Source organism: Facivitalis istanbulensis (assembly GCF_040560405.1).
Classification (GTDB): domain Bacteria; phylum Pseudomonadota; class Alphaproteobacteria; order Sphingomonadales; family Sphingomonadaceae; genus Sphingomonas; species Sphingomonas istanbulensis.
Map to the genome: position 1 here is coordinate 12,372 of NZ_JAVSCQ010000038.1, position 22,946 is coordinate 35,317.

The 22,946-nt window shown below is 65.6% G+C and carries 24 protein-coding genes and 3 pseudogenes; 6 read left to right on the forward strand and 21 right to left on the reverse strand.

Translation table 11 applies throughout. The features are described 5' to 3' along the window. The first annotated feature begins 189 nt into the window (after positions 1 to 189). Positions 190 to 2,355, forward strand: a complete 2,166-nt coding sequence (locus RN629_RS16500) for a TonB-dependent receptor (RefSeq protein WP_407036214.1) — start codon at positions 190 to 192, stop codon at positions 2,353 to 2,355. 90 nt (positions 2,356 to 2,445) lie between these two features. Here RN629_RS16500 and tnpC read toward each other — a convergent pair. The 4 genes and pseudogenes from tnpC to RN629_RS16520 form a co-directional block, all read right to left on the reverse strand. Further along, positions 2,446 to 3,549: pseudogene (tnpC, locus tag RN629_RS16505) on the reverse strand (IS66 family transposase); the annotation flags it as partial. Positions 3,550 to 3,704: 155 nt separating this feature from the next. Continuing rightward, the gene (gene tnpB / locus RN629_RS16510) at positions 3,705 to 4,052 is read right to left on the reverse strand and encodes an IS66 family insertion sequence element accessory protein TnpB (protein WP_407036215.1); all 348 of its coding nucleotides are present in this window, start codon (positions 4,050 to 4,052) and stop codon (positions 3,705 to 3,707) included. Continuing rightward, the gene (locus RN629_RS16515; RefSeq protein ID WP_407036216.1) at positions 4,049 to 4,177 is read right to left on the reverse strand and encodes a hypothetical protein; all 129 of its coding nucleotides are present in this window, start codon (positions 4,175 to 4,177) and stop codon (positions 4,049 to 4,051) included. The genes tnpB and RN629_RS16515 overlap by 4 nt, the downstream gene beginning before the upstream one ends. 86 nt (positions 4,178 to 4,263) lie before the next feature. Continuing rightward, a pseudogene (locus tag RN629_RS16520) lies at positions 4,264 to 4,764 on the reverse strand (transposase); the annotation flags it as partial. A 292-nt stretch (positions 4,765 to 5,056) separates the two neighbouring features. Here RN629_RS16520 and RN629_RS16525 point away from each other — a divergent pair. Next, a complete protein-coding gene (locus tag RN629_RS16525; RefSeq protein WP_407036217.1) occupies positions 5,057 to 5,668 on the forward strand; it encodes a site-specific integrase in 612 nt (203 codons plus the stop codon). A gap of 23 nt (positions 5,669 to 5,691) precedes the next feature. On the opposite strand, the gene RN629_RS16530 is transcribed toward RN629_RS16525, so the two are convergent. Beyond that, entirely contained in the window at positions 5,692 to 7,041 is a 1,350-nt protein-coding gene (locus RN629_RS16530; protein WP_407036218.1) for a sigma-54-dependent transcriptional regulator, read from the reverse strand. Further along, positions 7,038 to 8,780 (reverse strand): sensor histidine kinase, encoded by a 1,743-nt coding sequence (locus RN629_RS16535; protein WP_407036219.1) that lies wholly within the window; start codon positions 8,778 to 8,780, stop codon positions 7,038 to 7,040. Before RN629_RS16535 ends, RN629_RS16530 begins: the two co-directional genes overlap by 4 nt. A gap of 165 nt (positions 8,781 to 8,945) precedes the next feature. Between RN629_RS16535 and RN629_RS16540 the strand changes: the two genes are divergently transcribed. From RN629_RS16540 to RN629_RS16550, 3 genes and pseudogenes are all read left to right on the forward strand, one after another. Beyond that, positions 8,946 to 9,269: a hypothetical protein gene (locus RN629_RS16540; RefSeq protein ID WP_407036220.1), complete on the forward strand. Its 324-nt coding sequence runs from the start codon at positions 8,946 to 8,948 to the stop codon at positions 9,267 to 9,269. Positions 9,270 to 9,299: 30 nt separating this feature from the next. After that, positions 9,300 to 9,695 (forward strand): NAD(P)H-binding protein, encoded by a 396-nt coding sequence (locus RN629_RS16545; protein ID WP_407036236.1) that lies wholly within the window; start codon positions 9,300 to 9,302, stop codon positions 9,693 to 9,695. Continuing rightward, positions 9,689 to 10,081 (forward strand): annotated as a pseudogene (locus RN629_RS16550) (IS5 family transposase); the annotation flags it as partial. The gene RN629_RS16545 and the pseudogene RN629_RS16550, both read left to right, overlap by 7 nt. Here the strand turns inward: RN629_RS16550 and RN629_RS16555 are convergent. From RN629_RS16555 to RN629_RS16580, 6 genes are all read right to left on the reverse strand, one after another. Then, a complete protein-coding gene (locus tag RN629_RS16555) occupies positions 10,012 to 10,701 on the reverse strand; it encodes a relaxase/mobilization nuclease domain-containing protein (protein ID WP_407036221.1) in 690 nt (229 codons plus the stop codon). The pseudogene RN629_RS16550 and the gene RN629_RS16555 sit on opposite strands and share 70 nt — an antisense overlap. Before the next feature lie 322 nt (positions 10,702 to 11,023). Beyond that, on the reverse strand, positions 11,024 to 11,161 hold the full coding sequence (locus tag RN629_RS16560; RefSeq protein ID WP_407036222.1) for a hypothetical protein: 138 nt from the start codon (positions 11,159 to 11,161) through the stop codon (positions 11,024 to 11,026). 255 nt (positions 11,162 to 11,416) lie between these two features. Beyond that, entirely contained in the window at positions 11,417 to 12,115 is a 699-nt protein-coding gene (locus RN629_RS16565; RefSeq protein ID WP_407036223.1) for a lytic transglycosylase domain-containing protein, read from the reverse strand. Next, the gene (locus RN629_RS16570) at positions 12,103 to 12,702 is read right to left on the reverse strand and encodes a S26 family signal peptidase (protein WP_407036224.1); all 600 of its coding nucleotides are present in this window, start codon (positions 12,700 to 12,702) and stop codon (positions 12,103 to 12,105) included. The genes RN629_RS16565 and RN629_RS16570 overlap by 13 nt, the downstream gene beginning before the upstream one ends. Then, positions 12,695 to 12,934: a helix-turn-helix domain-containing protein gene (locus tag RN629_RS16575; RefSeq protein ID WP_407036225.1), complete on the reverse strand. Its 240-nt coding sequence runs from the start codon at positions 12,932 to 12,934 to the stop codon at positions 12,695 to 12,697. Before RN629_RS16575 ends, RN629_RS16570 begins: the two co-directional genes overlap by 8 nt. A 181-nt stretch (positions 12,935 to 13,115) precedes the next feature. Then, on the reverse strand, positions 13,116 to 13,448 hold the full coding sequence (locus RN629_RS16580; RefSeq protein WP_407036226.1) for a DUF736 domain-containing protein: 333 nt from the start codon (positions 13,446 to 13,448) through the stop codon (positions 13,116 to 13,118). A 387-nt stretch (positions 13,449 to 13,835) separates the two neighbouring features. Here RN629_RS16580 and RN629_RS16585 point away from each other — a divergent pair, with 387 nt between their 5' ends. After that, positions 13,836 to 14,138 carry a DNA-binding protein gene (locus tag RN629_RS16585; RefSeq protein WP_407036227.1) on the forward strand — a complete coding sequence of 101 codons (303 nt, stop codon included), beginning with the start codon at positions 13,836 to 13,838 and terminating at the stop codon, positions 14,136 to 14,138. A 26-nt stretch (positions 14,139 to 14,164) separates the two neighbouring features. Here RN629_RS16585 and RN629_RS16590 read toward each other — a convergent pair whose 3' ends face one another. From RN629_RS16590 to RN629_RS16630, 9 genes are all read right to left on the reverse strand, one after another. Further along, on the reverse strand, positions 14,165 to 14,809 hold the full coding sequence (locus RN629_RS16590) for a MucR family transcriptional regulator (RefSeq protein ID WP_407036228.1): 645 nt from the start codon (positions 14,807 to 14,809) through the stop codon (positions 14,165 to 14,167). A 181-nt stretch (positions 14,810 to 14,990) separates the two neighbouring features. Then, positions 14,991 to 16,787 carry a ParB/RepB/Spo0J family partition protein gene (locus RN629_RS16595; RefSeq protein WP_407036229.1) on the reverse strand — a complete coding sequence of 599 codons (1,797 nt, stop codon included), beginning with the start codon at positions 16,785 to 16,787 and terminating at the stop codon, positions 14,991 to 14,993. A gap of 138 nt (positions 16,788 to 16,925) precedes the next feature. After that, positions 16,926 to 17,888, reverse strand: a complete 963-nt coding sequence (locus tag RN629_RS16600; protein WP_407036237.1) for an ArdC family protein — start codon at positions 17,886 to 17,888, stop codon at positions 16,926 to 16,928. 406 nt (positions 17,889 to 18,294) lie between these two features. Next, positions 18,295 to 19,101, reverse strand: a complete 807-nt coding sequence (locus tag RN629_RS16605) for a DUF2285 domain-containing protein (protein WP_407036230.1) — start codon at positions 19,099 to 19,101, stop codon at positions 18,295 to 18,297. A 259-nt stretch (positions 19,102 to 19,360) separates the two neighbouring features. After that, the gene (locus RN629_RS16610) at positions 19,361 to 19,909 is read right to left on the reverse strand and encodes a hypothetical protein (protein WP_407036231.1); all 549 of its coding nucleotides are present in this window, start codon (positions 19,907 to 19,909) and stop codon (positions 19,361 to 19,363) included. 45 nt (positions 19,910 to 19,954) lie between these two features. Next, entirely contained in the window at positions 19,955 to 20,347 is a 393-nt protein-coding gene (locus tag RN629_RS16615) for a hypothetical protein (RefSeq protein ID WP_407036232.1), read from the reverse strand. After that, complete coding sequence (locus tag RN629_RS16620) at positions 20,347 to 21,090, reverse strand: energy transducer TonB (protein WP_407036233.1); 744 nt, start codon at positions 21,088 to 21,090, stop codon at positions 20,347 to 20,349. The genes RN629_RS16615 and RN629_RS16620 overlap by 1 nt, the downstream gene beginning before the upstream one ends. A 286-nt stretch (positions 21,091 to 21,376) precedes the next feature. After that, positions 21,377 to 21,583, reverse strand: coding sequence for a hypothetical protein (locus RN629_RS16625; RefSeq protein ID WP_407036234.1), 207 nt, complete (start codon positions 21,581 to 21,583; stop codon positions 21,377 to 21,379). Further along, positions 21,580 to 22,770 (reverse strand): PepSY-associated TM helix domain-containing protein, encoded by a 1,191-nt coding sequence (locus RN629_RS16630; protein ID WP_407036235.1) that lies wholly within the window; start codon positions 22,768 to 22,770, stop codon positions 21,580 to 21,582. Before RN629_RS16630 ends, RN629_RS16625 begins: the two co-directional genes overlap by 4 nt. Positions 22,771 to 22,946 lie beyond the last annotated feature (176 nt).

A 22,946-nucleotide genomic window follows, 5' to 3' on the forward strand; every position in this document is an offset into this window, starting at 1 on the left:
TTGAGCGCACATCGCAGCATCGCCGTCAGCAAGTCCGCGCCCGCATAGAAGGTATGTTACCAAGGAAGGAGTCCGCGCCCGGCCGAACAAGGTTTCCACCGTCTAGGGCGATGCCCTTTCCACACCCCTGCTTTGACACATATCAACTTCCAAGATAGTGCGACGCGATATCGATAAGGGGGGTTGGGGATGCGGTTGGTGTGTATGACGATGGCGGCTGCGCTGCTGGGCGCAACCGCGGCGCGGTCGCAGACGATCGATCCGGCGCAGGATGACGCCAGCGCCGCCGACATCGTGGTGACGGCGGATCGGACACGGAGCAAGATCGTCGCATCGGGCCATCAGGTAACGACGATCGACCAGGCGCAGATCGAACTCGCCCGTACGGCGTCGGACACGCTGTCCACCATCCTCGCCAAGACCGTCCCCGGGCTGGCCGATTCAAGCCGGACGATCACCGATTTCGGTCAGACGCTGCGCGGTCGAGGCGCGTTGATCCTGGTCGATGGCGTCCCCTACAACACCAATCGGGACAGCGCCCGCAACCTCATCAGCCTCGAGCCGTCCAATATCGCACAGGTCGAGGTGCTGCGCGGCAGCAGCGCGATGTACGGCAGCGGCGCGACCGGCGGCATCATCGCGATCAACACCCGGCCCGCTGGCGGCCCGCTGCGACTGGAGACGATCCTGGCGGGCACCGGATCGTTGTCGAACCTGTCGACGGACAGCCTCGGGGCACGGGTGCAGCAATTCGTCTCGGGCTCTGCGGGCGGGTTGGATTTCATCGTCAATGGCGGCTACCAGCGGATCGGCGCCGGCTTTGATGGCCACGGCCATCGGCGGGCCCCGGAACCGAGCCAGGGCGATTTGTTCGACAGCAATGTCTGGAATATCGGCGGCAAGCTCGGGCTGAGCCTGGGCGACGTCTATGCCCAGATCTCGGCGAGCCACTATCGGGCGGATCAGCACACCGACTTCGTATCCGATCCCGCGGTCGATCGCCTGCCCGCGGGTAGCGCTTCGGCCCGCCCGCTGCGCGGCATCCGGCTCGCGGACCAGAATCAGATTCGCAACACCGTCCTGACCGCCAATCTTGCCGTGCGCGACGTGCTGGGCAGCCGGCTGACCATGCTGGGCTATTATCGGGACTTCTTCTCCCGCTACACGCCGTTCGACGCGCGCGGCATCGCCACGCGTGGCCGCAACGTCGATCAAGCAACGCAGAACAGCCAGGTTTTCGGGGGGCGGCTCACGATCGAAACGCCGCTGGCCGCTCGCACCTCGATCACCTGGGGCGGGGACATCAACCGCGAGAAGAGCGACATGCCGCTCGATGTGTTCGACCCCGTGGCCTATGACCAGAGCCGTGGCCTTGTGTTCAACCGAACCACGACGCTGATCTACATGCCCGAACTGACGACGCTGAGCTATGGCGGCTTCGTCCAGGCGCAGCACCGCTTCGCCGACTGGCTCGCGATCGAGGGCGGCGCGCGCTATGACCGCGCCCGCGCCCGTTTCGACGACTTCGTGCCGCTGTCCCAGCTTCGCGCGGCCCGGCCGGGCACGATCCCGGGCGGCACCATCGCCTATGGCGCCTGGACCTTCAATGGCAGCGCGACGGTGACGCCGGTCACAGGCCATGATGTGTTCGCCACCTTCTCCCAGGGGTTCCAGCTGCCCGACATCGGGGTTCAGTTGCGCAATGCGAATATCGGCTTCAACAGCGGCAACTCCGATCTTCGTCCGGTGCGGATCGACAGTTTCGAGCTTGGCTGGCGCGGCCGGTTCGGCGCGGCGCGGGCCACGTTGTCGGCGTTTCGTACAACCTCCGAACTGGGGGACGTCCAAAGCCTCAACAACGGCCTGATCCTGGTGCGGACGGCGGAGCGGATCCATGGCATCGAAGGATCGCTCAATGTCGGGAATGCCGAAGACCGCGTCCGCGCCGGTGCTACGACCACCTGGATCACCGGGCGGGAACGACCCGCCAATGCCGCGGCGTCGCGTCCGATGACCGGCTATCGCGTGCCACCGCTCAAGATCACCGCCTATGTCGAGATATCGCCGGCCGATCGGCTGGACATTCGTTTCCAGGGGCTCCTCTCGGGCGACCGCGACTATCGCCTGAACGGCGTACAGAGCTTTGGCCGCCGCGACGTCCGGCAATATGCGGTCTTCGACATTACCGGCCGCTATCGTCCGACCGACCGGGACACGATCACCGCCGGGATCGAGAATCTGTTCGATACCCAGTATTTCCCGGTCTACAGCCAGCTTCTGCGCAGCAATCTGAACAGCAGTCGCGTGCCCGCCAACGGTGCCACGCTCACGCTGGGCTATCGCCGCAACTGGTGACGGAGGCCGACCGGTGACCCAGGACTGCGGCAGGGGGAAGCGGGTCGCGGCCAGGTACGCGAACCGTAGGCATTCGGTGAGGGCCGCGGATCAGGCGGCTTCGCGTTGATCCTCGGGCGCGCACCAATTGCAGGGCAGCAGTTCGTGAAGACGGTTCTGGGGGATGTCGGCGATCTGCGCGAGAACGTCGGCAAGCCAGGCCTGCGGAACGATGTCGTTGAGCGTCGCGGTGCCGATGAGGCTCAGCATGAAGGCCGTGCGTTGACCGCCGCGATCTGAACCAGCGAAGAGCCAGGATTTTCTGCCCAAGGCTATACCCCTCAGCGCGCGTTCCGCCGCGTTGTTGGAGAGGCATATGCGGCCGTCGTCGAGGAACGCGGCGAAGGCCGGCCATGCCTTGAGCATATAATCCATGGCTTCGGCCACATCGCTGTTCTTCGATAGCTTAGACCGACTGTCGCGCATCCATTCTTCCAGATCGGCGACCAGCGGTGCGCTGAGTTCCCGACGGAAGGCAAGACGCTCCTGGGCCGGTCTGCCGTTGATGGTGCGCTCAATGTCGAAGATCGCGTCGATACGACGGACCGCCTCTACCGCCAGCGGCGAGATGACGGCGGCCTTTTTGCGGCGCTTCTTGAGCTGCGCGGCGACATCGGCCAGTTCGAAGAAATAGCGGCGCGCGTGGCTCCAGCACAGGGCACGGCTGAGCGGCGCCGGCAGGCGATCGCCATGGAACAGCGCATTATAGCCGGCATAGGCGTCAGCCTGAAGGATACCTCTCCAACTACGAAGATGGCTCACGGGATGCTCGCCCCGCCGGTCGTGGGAATAATGGAAGATCGCCGCAGGCGGCGCGGGCCCACCGAAAGGCCGGTCGTCCCGGACATAGGTCCAGATCCGGCCCGTATCGGTCTTGGTCCTGGCCAGCACCGGCACTGTCGTATCGTCGCCATGCAGCCGCTCGGCGGCCAGGACATGCGCCTCGATCAGCAGGTAAAGCGGCATCAGCGCGGCAGTGCAGGCGCCGACCTGATCGGTCAGGGTCGAAAGGCTCAGATCCACGCCTTCCCGAGCATAGCGATCACGCTGGCGGTTGAGCGGTTGATGCGCGCCGAACTTCTCGAACAGCAGCATCGCCAGGAAGCTGGGGCCGAAGAGCCCACGAGGCGTGACGTGGAAGGGGGCCGGCGGTTGATCGCCTTGATGCGGGCGACTTCAGCGGCGACAGCCTCGGCAGCGGCAAGCCGCTCGCAAAGGCTGTCGATCTCTGCTTGCGCCTCGTTCCCCATAGCTGAAGACATAGCCGAAAAGCACTGGAATCCCTAGCTTCTTAGGTCATGCCGGGGCTTTTATCCGGCCAATGTCGGACGCCAAGTGGCCTGCGGATTACGCCAGTCGATGGCCTCCAGCATGCAGGCCATCTGCGAGGGGGAAATGGCGATCACGCCGTCCACCGCGAAGGGCCAGATGTACTTCCCGCGCTCGAGGCGGTTGGCATAAAGCGACATGCCCACGCCGTCATGCCAGATGATCTTGCAGAGGTCGCCGCGGCGTCCTCTGAAAATGTAGAGATCTCCGGCGAAGGGATCACGCCCGAAACTCTGCTGTACCTGCAGGGCCAAGCTGCGCATGCCGCGCCGCATGTCCGTGTGCCCCGTTGCTATCCATATCCGAACGCCGGAGGGAACGGGGATCACGGCTTGACCGACCGCAACACCGCCGACACCAGTCCGGGCGAGGCGCCGGCGGGAATGCGCACGATCGCCCGCTCGAACTCGACGGTGATCGCCGATCCGGTCACCGGCACGGGATCAGCTTGCACCTGCACCTCGGCAAAGCCCTGCGCTGCCTGCTCCATCTGTCGCCGCCACCTGTAAATCTGGTTCGGCCGAAGATCAGCACACCGGGCAATCTCCGCCACGTTCGCGCCAGCCAGAGGTACGGCCACTCGCCAGCGAGCGGGCGCTTCAGGAAGGCGTTCACGCGTTCGTCGATGTCCTTGCACAGCTTGGACACGCTCGACTTCGAGATGCCCGACATTCCCATCGCCTGCACCAGATCGTCGACGCGGCGCGTGCTGACGCCGGCGATCCAGGCTTCCTGGATGACGCTGACCAGCGCCTTTTCGACGGTCTTGCGGGGTTCGAGAAAGCCGGGGAAGTACGCGCCGGTCCGCAGCTTGGGGATCTTCAGGTTGAGCGTACCCAGCCGGGTGTCGAGCGCCCGGTCGCGATAGCCGTTGCGCCACGTACTGCGCTCGCCGGATCGTTCATGCCGGCCGGCGCCGATCAGGCCGTCGACATCGGCCTCCATGATGATCTGCAGCACGCTCTCGGCAACGCTGCGCAGGAAATCGCCGTCTCCGGTCTTCGCCATCAGTTCGGCAAGCGGTAGTCTGTCGTCGGTCATCGGGAATTCCTCGGGTCAGGTTGAAGTCTGCAAACTCCACCATATCCGATGAGCCCGGTGGCCACCGTGACGCCGACGCCGGGGTGGGGCCTCGGCCCCATCCCGGCATACACCATCATCTACACCGGGAAATTACACCACGACCGCGGACGCTAACGAGCGTGATCCCTACACCATCCAGCAGGGGCAAGAGCTGTTCGCACTCGGAATCTGGACCGGCAGCCCAACGCTGGACGACCGGTTCACTAAGGGAAGTGACGGCCGGATTTGGCATGATGCGGCTTATTGGATCATGCCTATCGTCTGGTACTCGGGTATGAGGCGTGAGGAAGCATGCAAGCTGCTAGTCGAGGACATCGGAGAGGAAGATGGCGTCCCATATTTCGATATCCGCAACACCCGCGCCGGACGCGTCAAAATGGCCAAGAGTACGCGAAAGGTTCCCATCTGCGCGGAACTTCGCCGGCTCGGCCTGCTGGACTACGTCGCCGCGATGCGGGCGGCGGGCGAAGAATATCTCTTTCCGGAAATCGTGCCCGGCAAGGGGGGGCGAACGTTGGGCGATGTGTTCTTCAACAGCATCTGGCTGAAGATCAAGCCGCTATTGACGCTCATCAAGCCGGGCCAGGCGGTGCATAGCGGTCGACACATGGTCAGCACCGAGCTGAAGGCGTTGCAGACCTTCGAAGAGACGCGGGCTGACCTCCTCGGGCAGCAGATCGGCGGCGAAAATGCCGTTCGCTATGCGGGAGCGACGCGGCTGGAGATCCTGGCGGATGTCGTGGACCGCCTGCCCATCGTCACCGGCCATCTGCCGTCGCCCGAAACCATCAACCTCCTTCCGAAGCATCTGCGCTGTGCGCGCCCGACGCGTCAGTCGGCGGGCCGTAGGGCGCGAGGCTGACAGGCGCGGTTACGGGACGGAAATCAGCGCAGCCCCATCCGATCCATCTTCTTGAGCAGGCCGACGCGCGACAGGCCCAGTTCGCGCGCCGTATGGGTGTGGTTATGCCCGGTGCGCTGGAGCGCCTCGACGATGCGGCGATGTTCCAGCGCGGCCACTTCCTCTTCGAGACTTTGGGGGGCGATGGTGGCGACGCTCTCCACCGGCAACGGAGCGTCGCCGACCGCGAAGGCGAGGTCGGCGGCCGTGACGATGGTGCCCGCCGCGCCCGGGATCGCCAGTGCCGCGGCGCATTCGACGGCGGCGCGCAATTCGCGGACGTTGCCTCGCCATCCCCGGCCCGCCAACCAATTCAGCGCGTCCGGCGAGAAGTTGGCCCGACCTTCGGCCACCCGCCGCAGGAACAATCTGGCGAGCAGCGGCACATCGGTCACCCGCTCGGCCAGCGACGGCGTGCGCAGCACGACGCCCTTCAGCCGATAGAACAGGTCTTCGCGGAAGCTGCCCTCCGCCACGGCGGCGGCGAGGTCGCGATGCGTGGCCGCCACGATGCGGACATCGGCCTTGCGCGGAGCGCGGGCACCGACCGGCTGATAGCTGCCGTCGTTGAGGAAGCGCAGCAGCTTGACCTGCATCGCGGCGGGCATCTCGCCGATCTCGTCTAGGAACAGCGTGCCGCCATGCGCCGTCTCGATCAGGCCGGGCCGGTCCGCGGTGGCGCCGGTGAAGCTGCCCTTCAGATGCCCGAACAGCTCGCTTTCCAGTAACTCGGCCGGAACCGCCCCGCAATGGATCGTCACCAGCGGCCGCGCGGCGCGGGGCGACGCCACATGAATCGCGCGCGCGACCAGTTCCTTGCCCGTGCCGCTCGGCCCCAGCACCAGCGCTGGGAGGCGGGTCGGCGCCACGCGGCGGATCAGGTCGCGCAACCCCGCCATCGCGGGCGAGGTGCCGACAAGGCCCATGTCCCCGTCGGTCCCGGCCTGTGCCTGCAGACTGGCGACCTCGCGCGCGAGCCGCGCCCGCTCCAGCGCGCGGGCGACGACGATGCGCAGCATGTCGGGATCGACCGGCTTGGCTAGAAAGTCCCACGCCCCCGCCTCGACCGCCTTCAGTGCCAGCGCATGATCGGCATGGCCGGTCATCACCACCACTGCGGCCGGCGCGAAGGAAGGGATCAGTTCAAGGCCCGCTTCGGGATCATGATGCGGCGGCATGGCGAGGTCGAGCAGGACGAGGTCGGCGGTTTTGGCCCTGAACGCCGCCACTGCCGCGGCGCCATCGCCCACGACCTCCACGTCATGGCCAAGGCCACGCAGCCATGCACCGGTCAGCCGCTGGAAGGCGGGTTCGTCATCGGCGAGCAGGATCATCGGGATGCTCCGAAGGTAAGGCGGAAACAGGTCGACCAGCCGGGCCGCTCGGCAAGCGTGACGGTCCCGCCATGCGCCTCCATGATATGCCGGACGATGGCGAGGCCGAGGCCGGTGCCGCCGGGGCGGCGGGAGACAAAGGGGCGGAACAGGCTGTCCGAGATTTCGGGCGCGATACCGGGACCGTCGTCGCAGATGTCGATGGTGACCGGCGGCCCGACCTTCGCGACGAGCGCGACGCGGGTACCGAGCTCGCGGGCGTTGTCGACGAGGTTGGTGAGTGCGCGCAGCAGCGCGTGGTGATCCGCCGTCACCATCAGGCTGTCCGGGACGTGGGCCTCCACGCCCAGGAACGCGACGAGGTCCGTCACGATTAACGGCTGCGGCACGATCGTCCAGGCACGAGCATAATCGAGGATGTCGGTGACGAGATGGTTCATCCGTGCCACCTGCTCGCCGATCTCGGTGCGGGTCTCGGGCGGCGCGCCGGTAGCGGCCATCTGGATGATGCCGAGCGGATTGCGCAGGTCGTGCGCGACGGTCGCCGCCAGCGCACCGAGTTCTGCCAGCCGCGCCTCCCGCTCCGCCTCAACCAACCGGCGTGCGACGGCGAGGCGGCGGGCGCTCTCCGTCACCAGTCCGGCGAAGCGTTCGGCGATATGCCGCGTGGCGATCGGCGCATCGTCCCATCCGGTCAAGGTCGCCACTTCGCCCTCGACGGTCAGCGTCGGAGCATCGACCGGCAGACTCAGCCGCTGCCGGAGCAGCGCACGGGCTACGTCGCCCAACGCCGCTTCGTCGGCCGCTGTCGCGAGCTGGTCGCGCCATGCGGCCAAGTCCGCCTCGCTGATCCGCCCGCCGGGAAAGACGATCCGGTTGGCCAGTCGCTTGAGCGGAGCGAGGATCGCCAGCCCCAGCGCCAGCGTCGCCGCCAGCGCCGCCCAGGTCGCGAACAGCCCCGCCGGACGCCCCGCCAGTGCCAGCGGCAGCGAGGCGATCAGCGCGCTCGCCGCGTCCGCGCCCGCGACGAGCAACAGCCATACCAGCCCTCGGCGCGCCCACACATCCGCGGCCATGAAACGGTGCCGCACGATGCCATAGACCAGCGCGACCGAGTAGAAGGGCAGCAGCAGGACCGGCCAGGGATAGGCATCGATCCCCAGGGCCGGAAAGGCGAAGCCGGTCAGCGCGACGAGCCCGATCAGGCTGGAGACGAACACAGCGCCCGCCTGCCTGCGGTGCTGGCCGTCCTGCTCGCGCCAGGTCTGCGCCAGCCGCAGATGCCCGGCGATAGACAGTATGGCCGCGACCGCCAGCACGCACCAGCCGATCGTCGAGGGCACAAACATGCCCGGAAAGTCATGCCAAGGGACAACCTTGCCGACGCCGAAGATGAGCCCGATCAGCGTCATAAAGGCTGCGGTCGCATAGGCCGCGATGGCGACGGGCCGTAACGCGGCGCATAGCGCGAAGGCGAAGGCCAGATGGATGAACCCCGCAGCCGGCAGCGGTGACAATGCGATCAGCGTGGTCGTCACCGGCCGGGCGGCCGGGCCGAGAATGGCGGGCAGGACCTGCGCGACGCTCCACAGGGCGACACCCAGCAGGAACACCGCCAGCAGCGTCGATCCCGGCACGGCCCTGGCACGGAGCACAACGAACAGCGCCAATAATACGCTGGCGATCGCGGTCAGCGAGAGCGCACCAATATAGGCGAAGAGGCCAACAGCTATATCCATCGTTGACAGCATCGCAGCATCTTCCGTTCACGGTGTAAACATCACAGGCCATTCCGACAGGCGGAAAAGCACGGATTTCCGTCGATCGTGGCAATTGGCATGCCATTCGCTGTGCCTTTCCCGAGCCGGGCGATCGTCGCCAGGCACTTGAAGGGAGACCGAACCATGTTGCTGCCGATCGCAGCTCTGCTGCTGACCTATGCGCTGACCGCGCTTATCTCGTTGCTCGCCGCCGTCGTGCTCTGGCGCCCGCTGGCGATCCTGCTTGCCGAGCTCTGCGGAACCGAGGAGCGGTCACGCTTCTGGACGGTGTGGTCGACCGTGATGATGGTTGTGACGCCGATGCTGTTCGTGTCCTGGCGCGGCGTCGCCACCGAGCCGACACAGCTGGTGCAGGGTACGATGACGAGCGCGCTGCTCGGCATCCTGATGGCGCTGGCCGGCATGGCCATGGCGGTGTGGAGCCGCAGCCCCCGCGCCGACGCCTGACGGGAGCGAGAGTTCATGCATGTCCTGATCATGGGCGCGAGCGGCTTTATCGGGCGGCACCTTGCCGCCCGGCTGGTGGCGGAGGGCGTCTGTGTCACCGCCGCCGGTCGCGCGCCGGATCACTTGAGGCGGTACCCGCCGGGCGCAGTGGCGATCCGCTGTGACCTTGCCGCCGACCGTGCGGAGGACTGGTACGAGCGGTTGGCGGGCGTCGATGCGGTGGTGAACTGCGCCGGGCTGTTCGGTGACGATCGGGGCTATTCGAACGTCCATTCCGACGGGCCGATCGCGTTGTTCGACGCCTGCCGCGCCGCCGGAGTCAGCCGCGTGATCCAGATTTCCGCACTGGGCGCGGCAACCGCTGCCGCCAGCGCCTATCACCGCAGCAAGGCCGCTGCCGACGATCATCTGGCGGGGACGGCATGAACACCAAGCTCCATGCCATCGTCGACGCGAACGAGGGCCCGTTGAGCTTCTTCATGACCGCTGGTCAGGTCAGCGACTATACCGGCGCGGCAGCGCTGCTCGACGACCTGCCGAACGCGCAGTGGCTGCTCAGCGACCGCGGCTACGACGCCGACTGGTTCCGGGACGCTCTCCAGGCCAGGGGCATCCAGCCCTGCATCCCAGGTCGCAAATCCCGCAACGAACCAATCAGATACGACAAACGCCGCTATCGGCGTCGCAGCCGCATCGAGATCATGTTCGGCCGCCTGAAAGACTGGCGCCGCGTCGCCACCCGCTACGACCGATGCCCCACCGCATTCTTCTCCGCCATCGCACTCGCCGCCACCGTCATCTTCTGGCTGTGATCAACGAGTCCTGACCCTAGATCCCGCCCGCGCTCGTCCTTCCCGCGCACCACGATATGCGTGTGGGGATGGCCGGTGTTGAAATGATCGACGGCGACCCAATCCAGCTTCGTCCCCAAATCCTCTTCCATCTGCGTCATCAGACGGCGGGTCAGGGATTTGAGGTCGTCGTAATGCTGGCCGTCCTCCGGCGAGACAATGAAGCGGAACTGGTGACGGTCGCCGTCGCACCGTTCGAGAAATGCCTTGCCGTCTGCCCCGTCCTGCTCGTCAGAATAGAGTCGCCCCGGTTCGCCCTCACGGGTCACGCCGTCGCGCTGGATATAGCGCAGGTGCGCGCGGGCCGCGCCCATACTGTTCGTCTTGTTGAACTTCGCGATCCGGTATTTGACCATGACGCGGCGCTGGCGATGGGCGGAGAAGCGGTCGCGGCTGGCAAGCTGCCGTCCCGCCACCCGTCCGCGCCCGATCCGGCTCCCGGTGAAAGCCCGTCCAGTGCGCCTTGCGCCGCCCGCCAGTGTGCGCGCCTGAAGCACGCGCTGAAGATAGGTGCGGCGCATCCGGCTTCCGCCCGCGCGCGGCTTGCCGAGATCGGGGGTGAAATCGTCGTCGTTGCTCATGGCCGCGCCTCGTCGCCTTGCAAATCCGCTGGGAATTGGCGAGGCTGATCCGAAGATAATGGCCGGATCAACGAGTCTCGCGGGCGCGCCAATATTATCAAGGACTTGGCAATAGCCTGTCTCACAGGCCGCAAACCCTGTCTCGTGAAATAATGATGTGCAGACAATGACTTGATCCCGCTTGCGGGATCGAGCTTTAATCTTGCACTCCGCGACCTACCCGCTTCAAATGCCTCAAACCCCTGCAAATCCGCCATTTGCGAGCAGCACGAAAGCAGGAGCAACGCGCCTGCCGCGCCGCTCCCGCCTTCTGTGTGGCCTGTCAGCCGTCCTCCCGCCAGCGCCGGTCCAGTTCCTCCAGCGCGGCTTCCAGTTCGGCCTCGATCTGCCGCAATTCGTCCTTGTCGGCGATGCTGCGAAGCTCGGCGCGCAGTTCCTCGATATGCTGTTCCAAAGCCATGATTTCCTCCTGATCCTGAAAGACAGGAGGGTGCGCCCGGTATGGACCGGGCCGGGTCAAGGACCGCGAAGCGGCCGCGCCAGCGGCGATGCCGGGCGCGATTTTTTTCGGCGTCGCAATGGCCAGGCAGGAGAAGAACCGACCTGGCCAAGCCGAAAAAAATCGTGTCCGGCGTCGTCCTTGAGGCGATCCGGTCCATGCCGGATACTGGGCATGTCTGAGCGGATAATTCCCTCTCCCCACGCGCAACGCCCGTCACGGCTTGCCTCCGGGCGGGACGTTCAGGGGGACGAACAGCGCGCCGGACGCGGGCGGTTCGGGTGCGGAATCGGCCTGAACGGAGGCCGCCCGCGAGGGTTTTTCTGTGCCGCCAAGCGGGAAGAACAGCCGCGTTCCCGAGAGCATCGCGGGCGGCATGGACGGCGCTGCGGGCGCGCGCGCAAGCTGCGCGATATAGTCGCGCGTCTCACCCGGAAGCGGTCTGCCGGTCCGCAAATGCTCGGCATAGCGAGCGGGTCCGGCATTATAGGCGGCGAACAATCCGGGATAGCCGAACTGGTCATGCATCTCCCGAAGATAGGCCGCGCCCGCCAATATATTGTCGCGGGGGTTGTGCGGATCGGGACCAAGGCCGTGCCGCCGCCGCATGGCCGCCCATGTGCCGGGCATGACCTGCATCAGCCCCATCGCGCCCGCGTGGGATGTGATCGGGCGGCCATTGCGGTGCGTTTGCCCCGCGCTTTCAGCCTGCATGACGGCGGCAATCCATGCTTGCGGGATACCGAAACGCTGCGACGCTTCGGCAATATAAGGCCACCATCGCTCGACCGCTGGCGACGCGCGCAAAACGGTCTGCGCTGCCTGCGAAGCATCCTGTGCGGACGCGGCCATCGGCAGGGCGAGCGCCAGCGAGGCCGCTGCCAAGGGCGCGGCGATACGGGTCAGCGTAGCCATATCGGCACCGCCTTCCCGATGATCGCGGTTTCGCTGATCGGCCCGAAATAACGTCCGTCGAAGGACTCGGCGGTGTCCATCAGCAGGAACACGCGGCCATCGCGCAGATGTTCGCAGCCGTTCCACCACGGCAGCGGGCGGCCATGCCGGTCGGCGTCCAGACGTTCCGCAATCCAGCGCCCGTTGATGAAAATCTCATATCCCAGAGCGCAAACCTCATCGCCATCGCGCGCGGCGATACGTTTGAGCAGCGGGACATTGGCGGGCAGATAATGACGCTGCGCGGCGAGCTGGCGCACGGCGTCGGGCGTCGTCGCCAGCACCATGTCTCCGGTGCGAACAGCCATGCCGGGATGGATGCGCCAGAGGCCGATGGGAGCGCTGGCGGATGCGTTCCATATGAGGCGCGGCGCGGGCGGACCCGCGAAATCGAGAGCGGCGGTAGCCCCAAGCAGAGCAAGGCCGATGCCGCCCGCGATGATGAGCGGACGACGCCGCGCGCGAAGCTGACGGGCCAGCGGCGGGTGCCATTCGAGCAAGGGCGCGGGCTTGGGTTTGGCCGGATGCCGGGACAGGGGCTTACGCATCGCGCTTCCCCTTTCGTCCGTTCTGCCGGTTTTCGCGGGACCATATTTCGAGGTCGGCGATATGATAGCGGACCTGTCCGCCATGCTGGCGGTAGAGCGGACCCTTGCCTTTCCAGCGCATGTTGGTCAGGGTCTTGACCTGCAAGCCAAGGAAATAGGCGGCCTGCTTGGCGGTCAGGAACGGGCTGCCCTTCCTCGCCTTGCTGGCGCGGGCGTTCTCGTCGTCGTCCATGTGCATGATCCTCCGGCTGTGCCCGGACGATGCGGGGACCATCCGTGACATGCCGGGACTGTGCGGGAGGATTTGCGGCCCCGGCAGGGTCGAAGACATGCTGGTCTTTCTTCGACCCACGGCGCGCCATCCGCACGGAAAAGCCCCCGCGCCGGACCGGACGCGGGGGCTAGAAGGACCGTCAGGCGGCTTCGTTGACGATCAGCGCGAGGACGTCGTCATCATCCTGTCCGGCGGCGCGGCCGAGATTGGCAAAGATCGGCCAGGGCGCGATCTGCGGATGGAAGATGCGCAGCGAGATATAGGGCTTGCCGGTCTCGCGGTTCTTCCTGATCCAGCCGCCGCCGATGTCGTTCGGGCCGCTCCAGATGCGGAAGTCGGGCTGCTTTTCCGCCCGCTTTTCAGTGTTGGGCACGATCTCGATACCGAGCGGATTGCGGCGACCGAGCAGACCGATGCTGCCGCGCATTTCGTTGGTGTCGGGGTTGCGCGAGACGATACCGAGAGTGGACATGGGAACTTCCTTTCGCTTGTTCGCCGGAGCCGATCCCCGACGATGCGGACCGGAAATGGGCTGACCGGGACGCCCGCACCCGAAGGGCCGGAGCGTGAGCGAAGGACCGGGATGCGCGGCTATTTTGAAGCGAAGCGGGCGCGAGGAGCCGCGTTCACGCGGCGGGGAAAATAGCCGTGGCAAGCCCGGTTGCGGGCGGCCGGGGCCGCCCATAGGTCCAGCAGCAACAGCCGGGGTCGGTGCTTCGGCAACGCGAAAACAGGGATGCTGACCACCGCGCCCGGTGCGTTGCGCTGGCCCGTCCGGCGATGCGCGTAAGATGCTGCTCGATCCGCGCACCCTCCGCGCTATCGTGACTCCCGAAGCTGAAAGCGAAGGAGATAGGGCTTGCCCATTACAGGATCATTGGCCCGCGCCGCGCGGGCACTGGTGCAGTGGCCGCGCGATCATGTCGCCCGTCTCGCCGCGCTCGACGAAGCCGCGCTGGCCGATTTCGAAGCTGGCCGCGCCGCTCTGGAAGACGATGCCAGGGCACGGCTGCGTCATACGTTGGAAGAAGGCGGTGCCGTCTTCCTGCCCGAAGAGGAAGCGGGCGGCATCGGGGTACGGCTCAAGTTCACCGCGAAAGATGCGCGGGCGATCAACCGGATGGAAAGCGAAGGTGGCCCGGTCGGCAGCGATGACGTCTGAACGCCATCGCAGCCCATCCAGAGCGACTATTCGGTAACGATACCCAGCTTGGCGCGCGGCTTGCGCGCCGTTTTGGGCTTGGCAGGGGCTGCCGCCGTTTCCGCGACAACGGCCTTGGCGGCGCGAGGCTTGCGGGCGGGTTTGGTGACGACATTCTCGGACGTTTTGGCCGCTGCCTTGCTGGCGGCTTTAGCCGGTGCCGTGGGCGTCACCGTCTCGACTGGTGGCGGCGCGGCAGGCTGCGGTTCGGCCGCGCGCGGCTTGCGGCCAAGCCCAAGCTGCCTCGCGACCTCGCGGCGCTTTTCCGAATAGCCGGGCGCGACCATCGGATAGCTGGCGGGCAGCTTGTAGCGTTCGCGATAGGTCGCGGGCGTCAGGCCATGCGAGGCCAGATGCCGCTTGAGGCTACGATAGGGTTTGCCGTCGATCAGCGACAGGATGTAATCGCGATCCGCCAGCGACTTGCGCACGCCGACAGCGGGCACATGCGTTTCGACTTCGGCTTCGGGTTCTGGCGCGACTGGCGCATCGAGCGCGGCCAGCGCCGAATGGGTCGAGGCGATCAGGCCGGGCAGGTCTTCGCTGCGGACATTGTTGTTCGAAACGAAAGCGGAAAGAAGATCAACCGTCAGGACGGTCAGGTCCTGTCGCGCGTCGTCAGCGTCAGCCATAAGGGGAACGTCCTTCAGGATTGGCAGGCGGGATGCCGGAATGACTGCCTATACAGTATAGAGCAAAGACGGAATGCCGCAAATGAAGCAGCCGCCCACGCATGTCCCATGGACGCGCGGGCGGCAATGATTTTATTAGAGGCGAGTGGACAAGAGGCGGCATACACCGCCCCCTGAACAGCTATTCCGCCGCGATGCTATAGGGATCGACGGGCGTGATATCGACTGGCGGCACTATCGGCAGACCCTTGATATGCCGTTCGACCTGCTTCCATTTCGCCAGTGTGGAGAATGGCCGCGCCGTGTAACTGGTCGCCGGAAACCGCAGCCATTTCGGAACCCAGTTTTCGACCTTCTGGCGCTGGTTCTCTCCGTTGAGACAATCAAGGATGATTGCTTTCTGCGTTTTCACCTTCTCGGTGATATTGCCATCGGCAACCTTCTTGCCCGCGACTTCGCGCAACATGGCGTTCGCGACTTGCCGGTCGCGGATGAGGTCGAACAGCGCGTCGTCCGGGGTCCAGAGGCTCGCCATATCGACCTTGAGATAGGTTCCCACGGCTTCGACAACGGCGCTGCCCGCCTGCATCGTCTCGCCCATGACCACGGCAAGGATGGCCATCACATCATGATCGCCAAGGCCGATCAGCCGGGCGAAGATCGCAGGCAGATCATCGCCGCCGCCCGTTACATTGGGTTCATCGGGGGAGAAGCCGAGCAAGGCCAGAGCGGCGCGGCGCTGCCCGTCGAACAGGGTTTCCGTCGCGCTGGTTTCGACGCTTTCGGCAATGGCGTCGTTGCGGACATGCTGGTCTTCCACCCGCACATTCCAGAGCGGTGAACCGGCTATGGCATGGGCCAGCATGAGCCGCAGCGTCACGCCGGGATGATCGGTCAGCATGGCCCGCGTGGCGGCATGGCGGTGGAGGTCGATATAGGATTGCAGGGCGCTGGTCGTCTCGCTGCGCTGGTCGCGCACAGCCTGCCGGTCGGCTTCGCTGGTGCTGGCTTTCACCGTCGCGGCGCGCGCCTTCTTCGCGTCCTTGGCCGAAAGATAGCCCTCATGCAGTTCGACCTCGCCCTGATGGCTGATGCTGATGAAGACCTTGCCGCCCTTGTCCCTGGGCATGCGCTCATATTCCCAGCTATGGAAATATTGCCCCGGCTCCATCACTTCGACATCGGTCCAGCCATCGGACATGAGGGCATCGCGCCTTGCCGCGATAGCTTCATTCTGCGCGCGCCAGAACTGATCGCTATCGGCAAAGACACCATCGTCCCCGAACAGGTCCGCGACGATCCTGCCCTTGTAGCTATCGAGCGGGAACAGCGCATGTCTGGTGGAAATCGATACGCCGCTGAACAGCCATGATTTGAGTTGCGGGCCGGTCGGGCAATAGTCATCATCGCTGTCGAACAGGGCCAGCCATGCCTTTTGCTGCGCCTTGGTGGCAAGGGTGAGATGGCGGACGCTCGCCGCATTGATCTCGCCATCGCGGTAGAGGCTGCGGACGCGGGGCAGCAGATTGCCCAGCGCGAGGATGCGCCGCACATAAAGATCGGTGAGGCCGAAGGTCTGGCCGATCTGCTCCACGCTGCGGCCTTCCTTCTGGACAAGCCGGGTGAAGCAATCCCATTGCGATACCTCGTCGGGATCGAGACGCGCGATATTCTCGATCAGCGAGGCTTCGAGCGCGGCGGCATCGTCGCCCGGTTCCATGATCGCGCACGGCAGGGGTTCGGCCTCGCCATTCTCCTGCGAGGCAAGGATCGCGGCATGGAAACGACGCGCTCCGGCGATGATGCCGAACATGTCGGGACGTCCCTCGTCGTCGCCGGGACGCACGATCAACGGCACGATGACGCCCCGCGCCTTCACGGTGGGGAGGATATCCGACACGTCCGGGGACTTGTCGGCGTGGCGCATGTTGGTCTTGCTGACGAACAGCTTGCCTATTTCGATGTTTGCGAGTTGCATGACGGTTCATCCTTTCGTGGGGTGAACCGGCCCGTCCGTTGGTCTTGGTAGGATGGCGGGCGGGCCGGGATATGCGCCGGAAGAGCGGCGCTGCTCATCCGCGCGGATTGCGCGGAATCTCTGCGAAGCGCGGCAAGCTCATGCCGCTTCCCTGCTTTCGTCGAGTTCGCCAAAGGCGAGAATGAAATCCGCCGCCTTGCTCGCCTGACTGGCGGCGCGGAAGATCGCGCGATTATCCTCGCGCAACACCTCGAGCCACGATCCGACATAATCGGCATGGCGCACGGTGGGGACGATGCCCAAGGCCGCGCAGATGAAGGCGGCGGAAATCTCCGCGCATAGTTCCTCGCGGGCGTAGGGCTTCGATCCGAACCGGCCGGAAAGGTCGCGGTTCAGCCGGTGCGCTGCTCCGCTGTGGTGCGAGAGTTCGTGAAAGACCGTCCGGTAATAGTTGATCTGGTCGCGGAAGGCCGGTTGCGGCGGCACCTGAATATAATCGCCGGACGGCGAGTAGAACGCCTTGTCGCCGCCGATGCGAATATCCGCGCCGGTCGCCGCGATCAGGGCTTCGGCATGGGGGACGATCTCGCGTTCCGGCAAGGGCGCGGGTTCGCTCGCCAGTCCGGGCCGTAGTCCCTCGCATTGCGCCACGTTAAAGACCATGAATCTCTTGAGGAACGGCACGGCGCGGGCGTCCTCGCCGCTCTCGACGGCGCGTGCCTTTTCTGCTTCGGGAATGAAGCGGTCGGCATAGACGACGGTGGTCCCTTTCTCGCCCTTGCGGACGTTGCCCCCTGCCTCAAGGGCCTGTTTGAAGGTGAGCCAATGCTGCGAAGCGTGGCCGCCCTCGATGGCCGCGCCCCAGAGCAACATTATATTGACGCCGGAATAGCGCCGTCCGGTCAGGGCATTGCGGGGCAGGCCGGGACCGGCTGCGGCGCTGACGTCCCAAGGCTGGACCCAAGGGAAGCGGCCGGCTTCCAGTTCGGAAATGATCTTGCGCGTCACCTCGTCATAAAGGTTCGTGCGGGGGGCCGCGCTGGCTTCGCGGCTTGACTGGCTGGCCTCTCCGCTGGTGCGGCGGCGGGAAGTGGAACGCATGGCTTGCCTCCTGTCTCGACCAAAAACCACCGCAAACCCGCCGGGCGTGGGGGGGGGCGGCAGGGGCGACCGGAGAGGCCCGCAAGAGCGGCGGGCGGCACCCAAAGGGGCGGAACGAAGTGGAGCAGCCTGAGCGAAGCGCAGGCTTGCCGCGCGGCGCTGCGGGCCTAGCAGGGCGCGCCGACCACCCTCCGCGCCCAAGGGGATGCCAACGAACGACGCCGGCGCGCAGAACGCGCGCCGGGCAGCCAACCGGGGGCGCAGCCCCCCGGCAAGCGTCATGCGATCGTGACCTTCGGCCAGGACGCCGGAACGGCGGCCCGGCGCAGCTTGACGCCCCTCAGGCGTCCAGCGGAGTAGAGCGCGGTCGCCCGCGGGCGGGCGAGACGCCGGACCTTTACCCCTGCTATCGCAGCAGATGCCGCCATCCTCCACCGATCAGCATATCGGCGGTGCGCAGCAATCGCTTGATATGGGTGCGCAGATGGTCCGACCTGCCAAGCCATTGCTCGCGCACAAGGACATCGCCGTGAAGAACGCAGGCGATTTCGCGGTGGCTCGCCCCGGCCCGCCGCCCGTCCCATGCCTGCAAGGCCATCGCCCAGCGCCGCGCCCGCCGTTCGGGCGGGAACAGCGTGCGGGGAAAGCGGCCGAGACGGCGCAGCGCGGTCAGCCGCCGCAAGGTCAATATCCTCGTGTCGAGCGGGCCGCCGCCCGACAGATGATAGTCGAGCTGGACCGGCCCGGCGAGCAGCGTGCCCTTGCGGACGGTGATGCGGATACAGCGCGGCCCGTCGGCGATCAGCACATGCTCGCCGCCTTCGCGGTGTCGCAGGACGATGGCGGGATGATGGAGGGCGTGCAGATCGAAGAGATCGGCCGCGCCGCGCCGGGCGGACCGCGCGTCCACGGTCAGCACCGGCCCGATGGGATCGGCGCACCAGCAGACATGCCCCGCGAAGTCGGCGAGGCCGCTCAGGGGACCGAGCGGCAGCACGCACCCGCAGGCGCGCCGCCCGAGGGTGAGGACGCAGAGCGGCGGGCGGGCGCGCAGCATCGTCCATGACGCGCGGCGCGGCAGTCCCGGCTCGGGATCGAGGGTGCGGCGCAGCCATTCCCATGCCCATGTGGCCCTGTCGAAATCCAGAAGGCGATCATAGCGCGCACGGTCGCGCCACGCGGATACGGCATCCGCCCGGTTGGTCCCTGTCATGCTCCACTCCTGTTGGCGGTATCCCGGCGCAAAGCGTTCCGGGACATCCTGCACGGCCGAATCCCCGCCGGTCGCGGCGACAAGCATCGGCACAATGGAAGGATGACAGGATCGGGCAACGTCCGTCTCCCGCGATACGCGGTTAATTGCCGGAGATCGCAGACGAATTTGCGCGCGCGCAACCGCGATCCGCGCCGACCGCCCCTTCCGACAAGAAGGAATCACATCATGGCGCGCTGATGCTTCCAGCCCTCGTTGGTCAGCACCAGCGTATCGGTCGCCTGTTCGGGGGACTGGCGAGGATCTGGCCGATGGCGGGCAGCGCGGCCTTGATCGCGGCGTCGTTCGTCCAGGGAGCGACATCGGCAAGGCCATAGCGGTAGGTCACTCGGGACAGACGGATACCGGCCATGTCGGCGGGTTCGGTGAACGTCTCGATGCTTTCGATCTCGCGGCGGGCGAAGCATATGTCCACCGAACCCATCCTACCCTTGCGGATCGCGGTCTTTCCGGTGTCGGTCGGCCGGTAGCGGCGATAGTCCTCCGGCGTCCTGCCGAACGGCGGCACCTCGCGGAAGGATTCGACCGAGAGCAGCCCGGCCGACACGGCGGCGTCGATCCCCGCCGCACTGGAACGGTCGCGCGCTTCCCTGACGATCGGTATGTCGCTCATCACCGCCAATGTCGTGCAGACCGGGTTTCGGTCGAACCACTCCTGCAGAGCGGCCTTGAAGTTCGCCTTGCTCGCGGCCTTCTGATCGCCGCTGCACCCCGCGACCAACAGCGCCGCGACAGCAGCGACAGCCAATACGGTTCCTGTGCGATAGAGCATCCTTCCCTCCTGTTCCGGCTCCTATCCCGTCAGCATCCGCAGCCGCGCGCCGTAGAGTGTCAGCGGCGCGAGACGCATCCCCATGCCGTCGAGCAGCCCGGCGCAGCGAAGGAGTGCGGCGCGCAACTCTGGTTGCCTGGGCATGGTCGCGAAGCCGGTGACGCGCTGCGCTTCGGCCAGCCATGACAGCAGGCGCAATTCGTCGTTGCCAACATAAGGCAGTCCGGGTGGCTGGATGGCAAGCCCATGCTCTCCGGCGACGCGGCGCAGATGGGCGAAGCAGCGCAGATGCTCCGCGCGAGGCACGGCCTCGCCGTCCCGTCGCGACCGTGGCACCATATCCAGCGCAGCGCCGCGCAGCAGGGACAACACGCGCCGTTCGCGGTCGGGGCGGTTGCGGAGCGCGAGCCGCATCATCGCACGGAGAGGAAAAACTGGACCGGGACGACCAGTTCGAGCGGATCGCCGGGCTTGTCGTCGGGCGGTTTGGGCAGCGGCGACGATCGCTTGGGCAAGGCGACCGCCTCACGATCGAGTTCGGGGAAGCCGCAGGAGCGTTCGAGCCGCACCGACAGCACCTTGCCTTCGCGGTCCATGACGATCCGCACATAAGGGATGCCCTGCTGCTTGCTTGCCTGCGCGCTGCGCGGATAGCGGCGGTTCTTCGCAAGCTGCGCCAATACGCGCCCCTCCCACGAATCGGGAGCATTGCTCGCCATTTGCGGTGCGGGCGGCGCGGGCAGCGTCCTGGGCGCGGCCGTCTCCGGCTCCTTGGGGCCGGGATCGGCGGGGCTAGGCGCTGCAACCGGGATCGGCACCGTGACCGGCGAGATTGGAATCTTCGTCGGCTCGACTGGTCGCACCTCGCGCGGTTCGGGCTGCTTCTCCTTCTTCTCGACCGGCTTTGGTGCGTCCTTCTCCTTGGGCGGAGTTTCGGGCGGCGAGGCAGGCGGATGCACGTCGAACACCACGAGCGCGGAGGGGGCCTTGACCGATGTGACGTGATTGATGGTGAGGAAGAACCCCGCCATCGCCGCGAGATAAATCAGCCCAGTCCCAACGAGGCCGAAAATCCGGTTGCTGCCCGATGGCGCATAGCCGTGGCGTTCCAAAAGCAGCGGCGGCTCCATCGCCGATAAGACGGGCGGAGCCGGCACGGGCCGTTCATTTTCACGGTCGTCGCGGGGACGTTCGGCTTGAGGAGCGTGCAAGTTCACCGGCCCACCTCTCCGGCGTCAGCCAATGAATCCTGCATGGGTTCAGAGGCCGCACTAGCCGGATTACGCGAGTTTCGAGCCTTGTGATCGAGCATCAAGAGCATGGAAAATTCCATCGCCGGTTCAACCCTGAGGCGGCTTGGCGACCAGTATGGTCGAGGTGCCGCAAGATACCACTGCCAGCGCGGAGACAAGCGCCGTTCCAAATGAGCGCCGCGAAGGGCAATCATGCGCGGGTCTTTCGTTCGAAAAGCTGCCGGAGCGGCCAGTAGCGGGCGACGACAAGAAGCGGTGCAGCAAGAGCGGCCCAGGACAGCCACCACCAGACGCCACCTTGCCCGATCAGGGCCGAGAGCAGGCCAAATACCGTCAGCACCGCGATGACGATCGGCCAGCGCCATTGTCGAGCGAAGCTGGAGCGAGGCTGCTTCATTCGGCGGCTTGCAGCAATCCGGCAGGCTGGACGTCGGCTGCGGCCTCGTCCGCCGAGCGGGCGGGCGTCGGCCGGCGCTTGGCGAGCCAGAGATAGAGGCCGCTCCCGAGCACGATGATCGTGACGAGATCGAGCAGCGCCCAAATGATCTTGAGCGGCAGGCCGCCATAGTCCCCGTAATGGAGAGGCGCCGACAGATTCAGTGCGTTCATATACCAAGGCGTCGGGACCGCCCCTGTAACCTCGCCGTTTCTGGCATCGACTAAAACGGTCGTGACAAGGTGACTGCTGAACGCGCTAGACCCAACCAACTGGATTGAATAATGGTGAGGTTGATCGGGAGTGGGTGAAAAAAGGCCGCCGATCCTCATGCCGGGATGTTGGCTTCCCACCGTTTCAAGCATTTGATCGATGGACACAGGCTCCGCCGTCGGCGCACCTCCGTGACGAGCCCATGCCTGGATAATAGGCGCAACTTCAGTGCGCTCCCAATACGCTCCGATCATGTCGTCAAACTCGTTTACGGCTCCGGTCACGCCGACGACGATTGTCCAAGCAAGGAGCGTAATTCCTAGAAGGTTATGGAGATCGAGCCATTTCAAGCGAGCGCCTCGCCGGGTTCTTACTGCACCGAACGCATGTTTCCGCATGAAGGGTGCATAAAGAACGACTCCCGATATGATGGCGACAAGGAAGACAATCGCCATGACACCCTGGAAGATTTTGCCATTGTCGCCAGCCAGCAGGTTTGCATGGATCGCAAGCGCGATAGACAGGAGTAAAGGCTCACGCGTTTCCTTATCCGCTCTATCACCGCGTTGGCGGAGAAACGCACCCGTGTAGCGATTATAGAAAATCCAGTGACCAGATTGTGGGTTGCGCTCCAACCCTTCCCACGATGGAGCCATGAAGATCCGCACCTCGGGCGCATCCTCCTCCTCTGTGATGGAAAGCAATTTAAGCTTGGGACGTTCGGCCAAGCTTTGGCGGACCATAGCGTCGATGCTGGCCGCCACGTTATGGCCAGTGCCTGCCTCTACCACTGCCTCGTTGAGGCCCCACGACCGGATTTCGTCGCGAAATATCAGAGGTAGGCCCGTGACACACGCGATTAATATGAAGGCCGTGCATATCAAGCTCGACCATTCATGCGCCCAGCGCCAGACGCGGATTGTTCGTGACGTCACGGGTCTCGCTCGGTTCTAGAAGTCGAACGTCGCAGAGAGGGCGAATGTTCTAGGGTCAGGACCCATTGATGTGAGCGCCGTGATCTGATTCAGGCTCCGCAAGGAGACCGATATGAGCGACCTGTTTTGGCTGACGGACGATCAGATGAAGCGGCTTCGGCCGTTCTTTCCCAAGA

Coding starts and splice junctions, on each gene's coding strand:
- RN629_RS16500 (WP_407036214.1), top strand. CDS start 190: ATGCGGTTGGTGTGTATGACGATGGCGGCTGCGCTGCTGGGCGCAACC.
- RN629_RS16525 (WP_407036217.1), top strand. CDS start 5,057: ATGCCTATCGTCTGGTACTCGGGTATGAGGCGTGAGGAAGCATGCAAG.
- RN629_RS16530 (WP_407036218.1), bottom strand. CDS start 7,041: ATGATCCTGCTCGCCGATGACGAACCCGCCTTCCAGCGGCTGACCGGT.
- RN629_RS16535 (WP_407036219.1), bottom strand. CDS start 8,780: ATGGATATAGCTGTTGGCCTCTTCGCCTATATTGGTGCGCTCTCGCTG.
- RN629_RS16540 (WP_407036220.1), top strand. CDS start 8,946: ATGTTGCTGCCGATCGCAGCTCTGCTGCTGACCTATGCGCTGACCGCG.
- RN629_RS16545 (WP_407036236.1), top strand. CDS start 9,300: ATGGGCGCGAGCGGCTTTATCGGGCGGCACCTTGCCGCCCGGCTGGTG.
- RN629_RS16555 (WP_407036221.1), bottom strand. CDS start 10,701: ATGAGCAACGACGACGATTTCACCCCCGATCTCGGCAAGCCGCGCGCG.
- RN629_RS16560 (WP_407036222.1), bottom strand. CDS start 11,161: ATGGCTTTGGAACAGCATATCGAGGAACTGCGCGCCGAGCTTCGCAGC.
- RN629_RS16565 (WP_407036223.1), bottom strand. CDS start 12,115: ATGGCTACGCTGACCCGTATCGCCGCGCCCTTGGCAGCGGCCTCGCTG.
- RN629_RS16570 (WP_407036224.1), bottom strand. CDS start 12,702: ATGCGTAAGCCCCTGTCCCGGCATCCGGCCAAACCCAAGCCCGCGCCC.
- RN629_RS16575 (WP_407036225.1), bottom strand. CDS start 12,934: ATGGACGACGACGAGAACGCCCGCGCCAGCAAGGCGAGGAAGGGCAGC.
- RN629_RS16580 (WP_407036226.1), bottom strand. CDS start 13,448: ATGTCCACTCTCGGTATCGTCTCGCGCAACCCCGACACCAACGAAATG.
- RN629_RS16590 (WP_407036228.1), bottom strand. CDS start 14,809: ATGGCTGACGCTGACGACGCGCGACAGGACCTGACCGTCCTGACGGTT.
- RN629_RS16595 (WP_407036229.1), bottom strand. CDS start 16,787: ATGCAACTCGCAAACATCGAAATAGGCAAGCTGTTCGTCAGCAAGACC.
- RN629_RS16600 (WP_407036237.1), bottom strand. CDS start 17,888: ATGCGTTCCACTTCCCGCCGCCGCACCAGCGGAGAGGCCAGCCAGTCA.
- RN629_RS16605 (WP_407036230.1), bottom strand. CDS start 19,101: ATGACAGGGACCAACCGGGCGGATGCCGTATCCGCGTGGCGCGACCGT.
- RN629_RS16615 (WP_407036232.1), bottom strand. CDS start 20,347: ATGCGGCTCGCGCTCCGCAACCGCCCCGACCGCGAACGGCGCGTGTTG.
- RN629_RS16625 (WP_407036234.1), bottom strand. CDS start 21,583: ATGAAGCAGCCTCGCTCCAGCTTCGCTCGACAATGGCGCTGGCCGATC.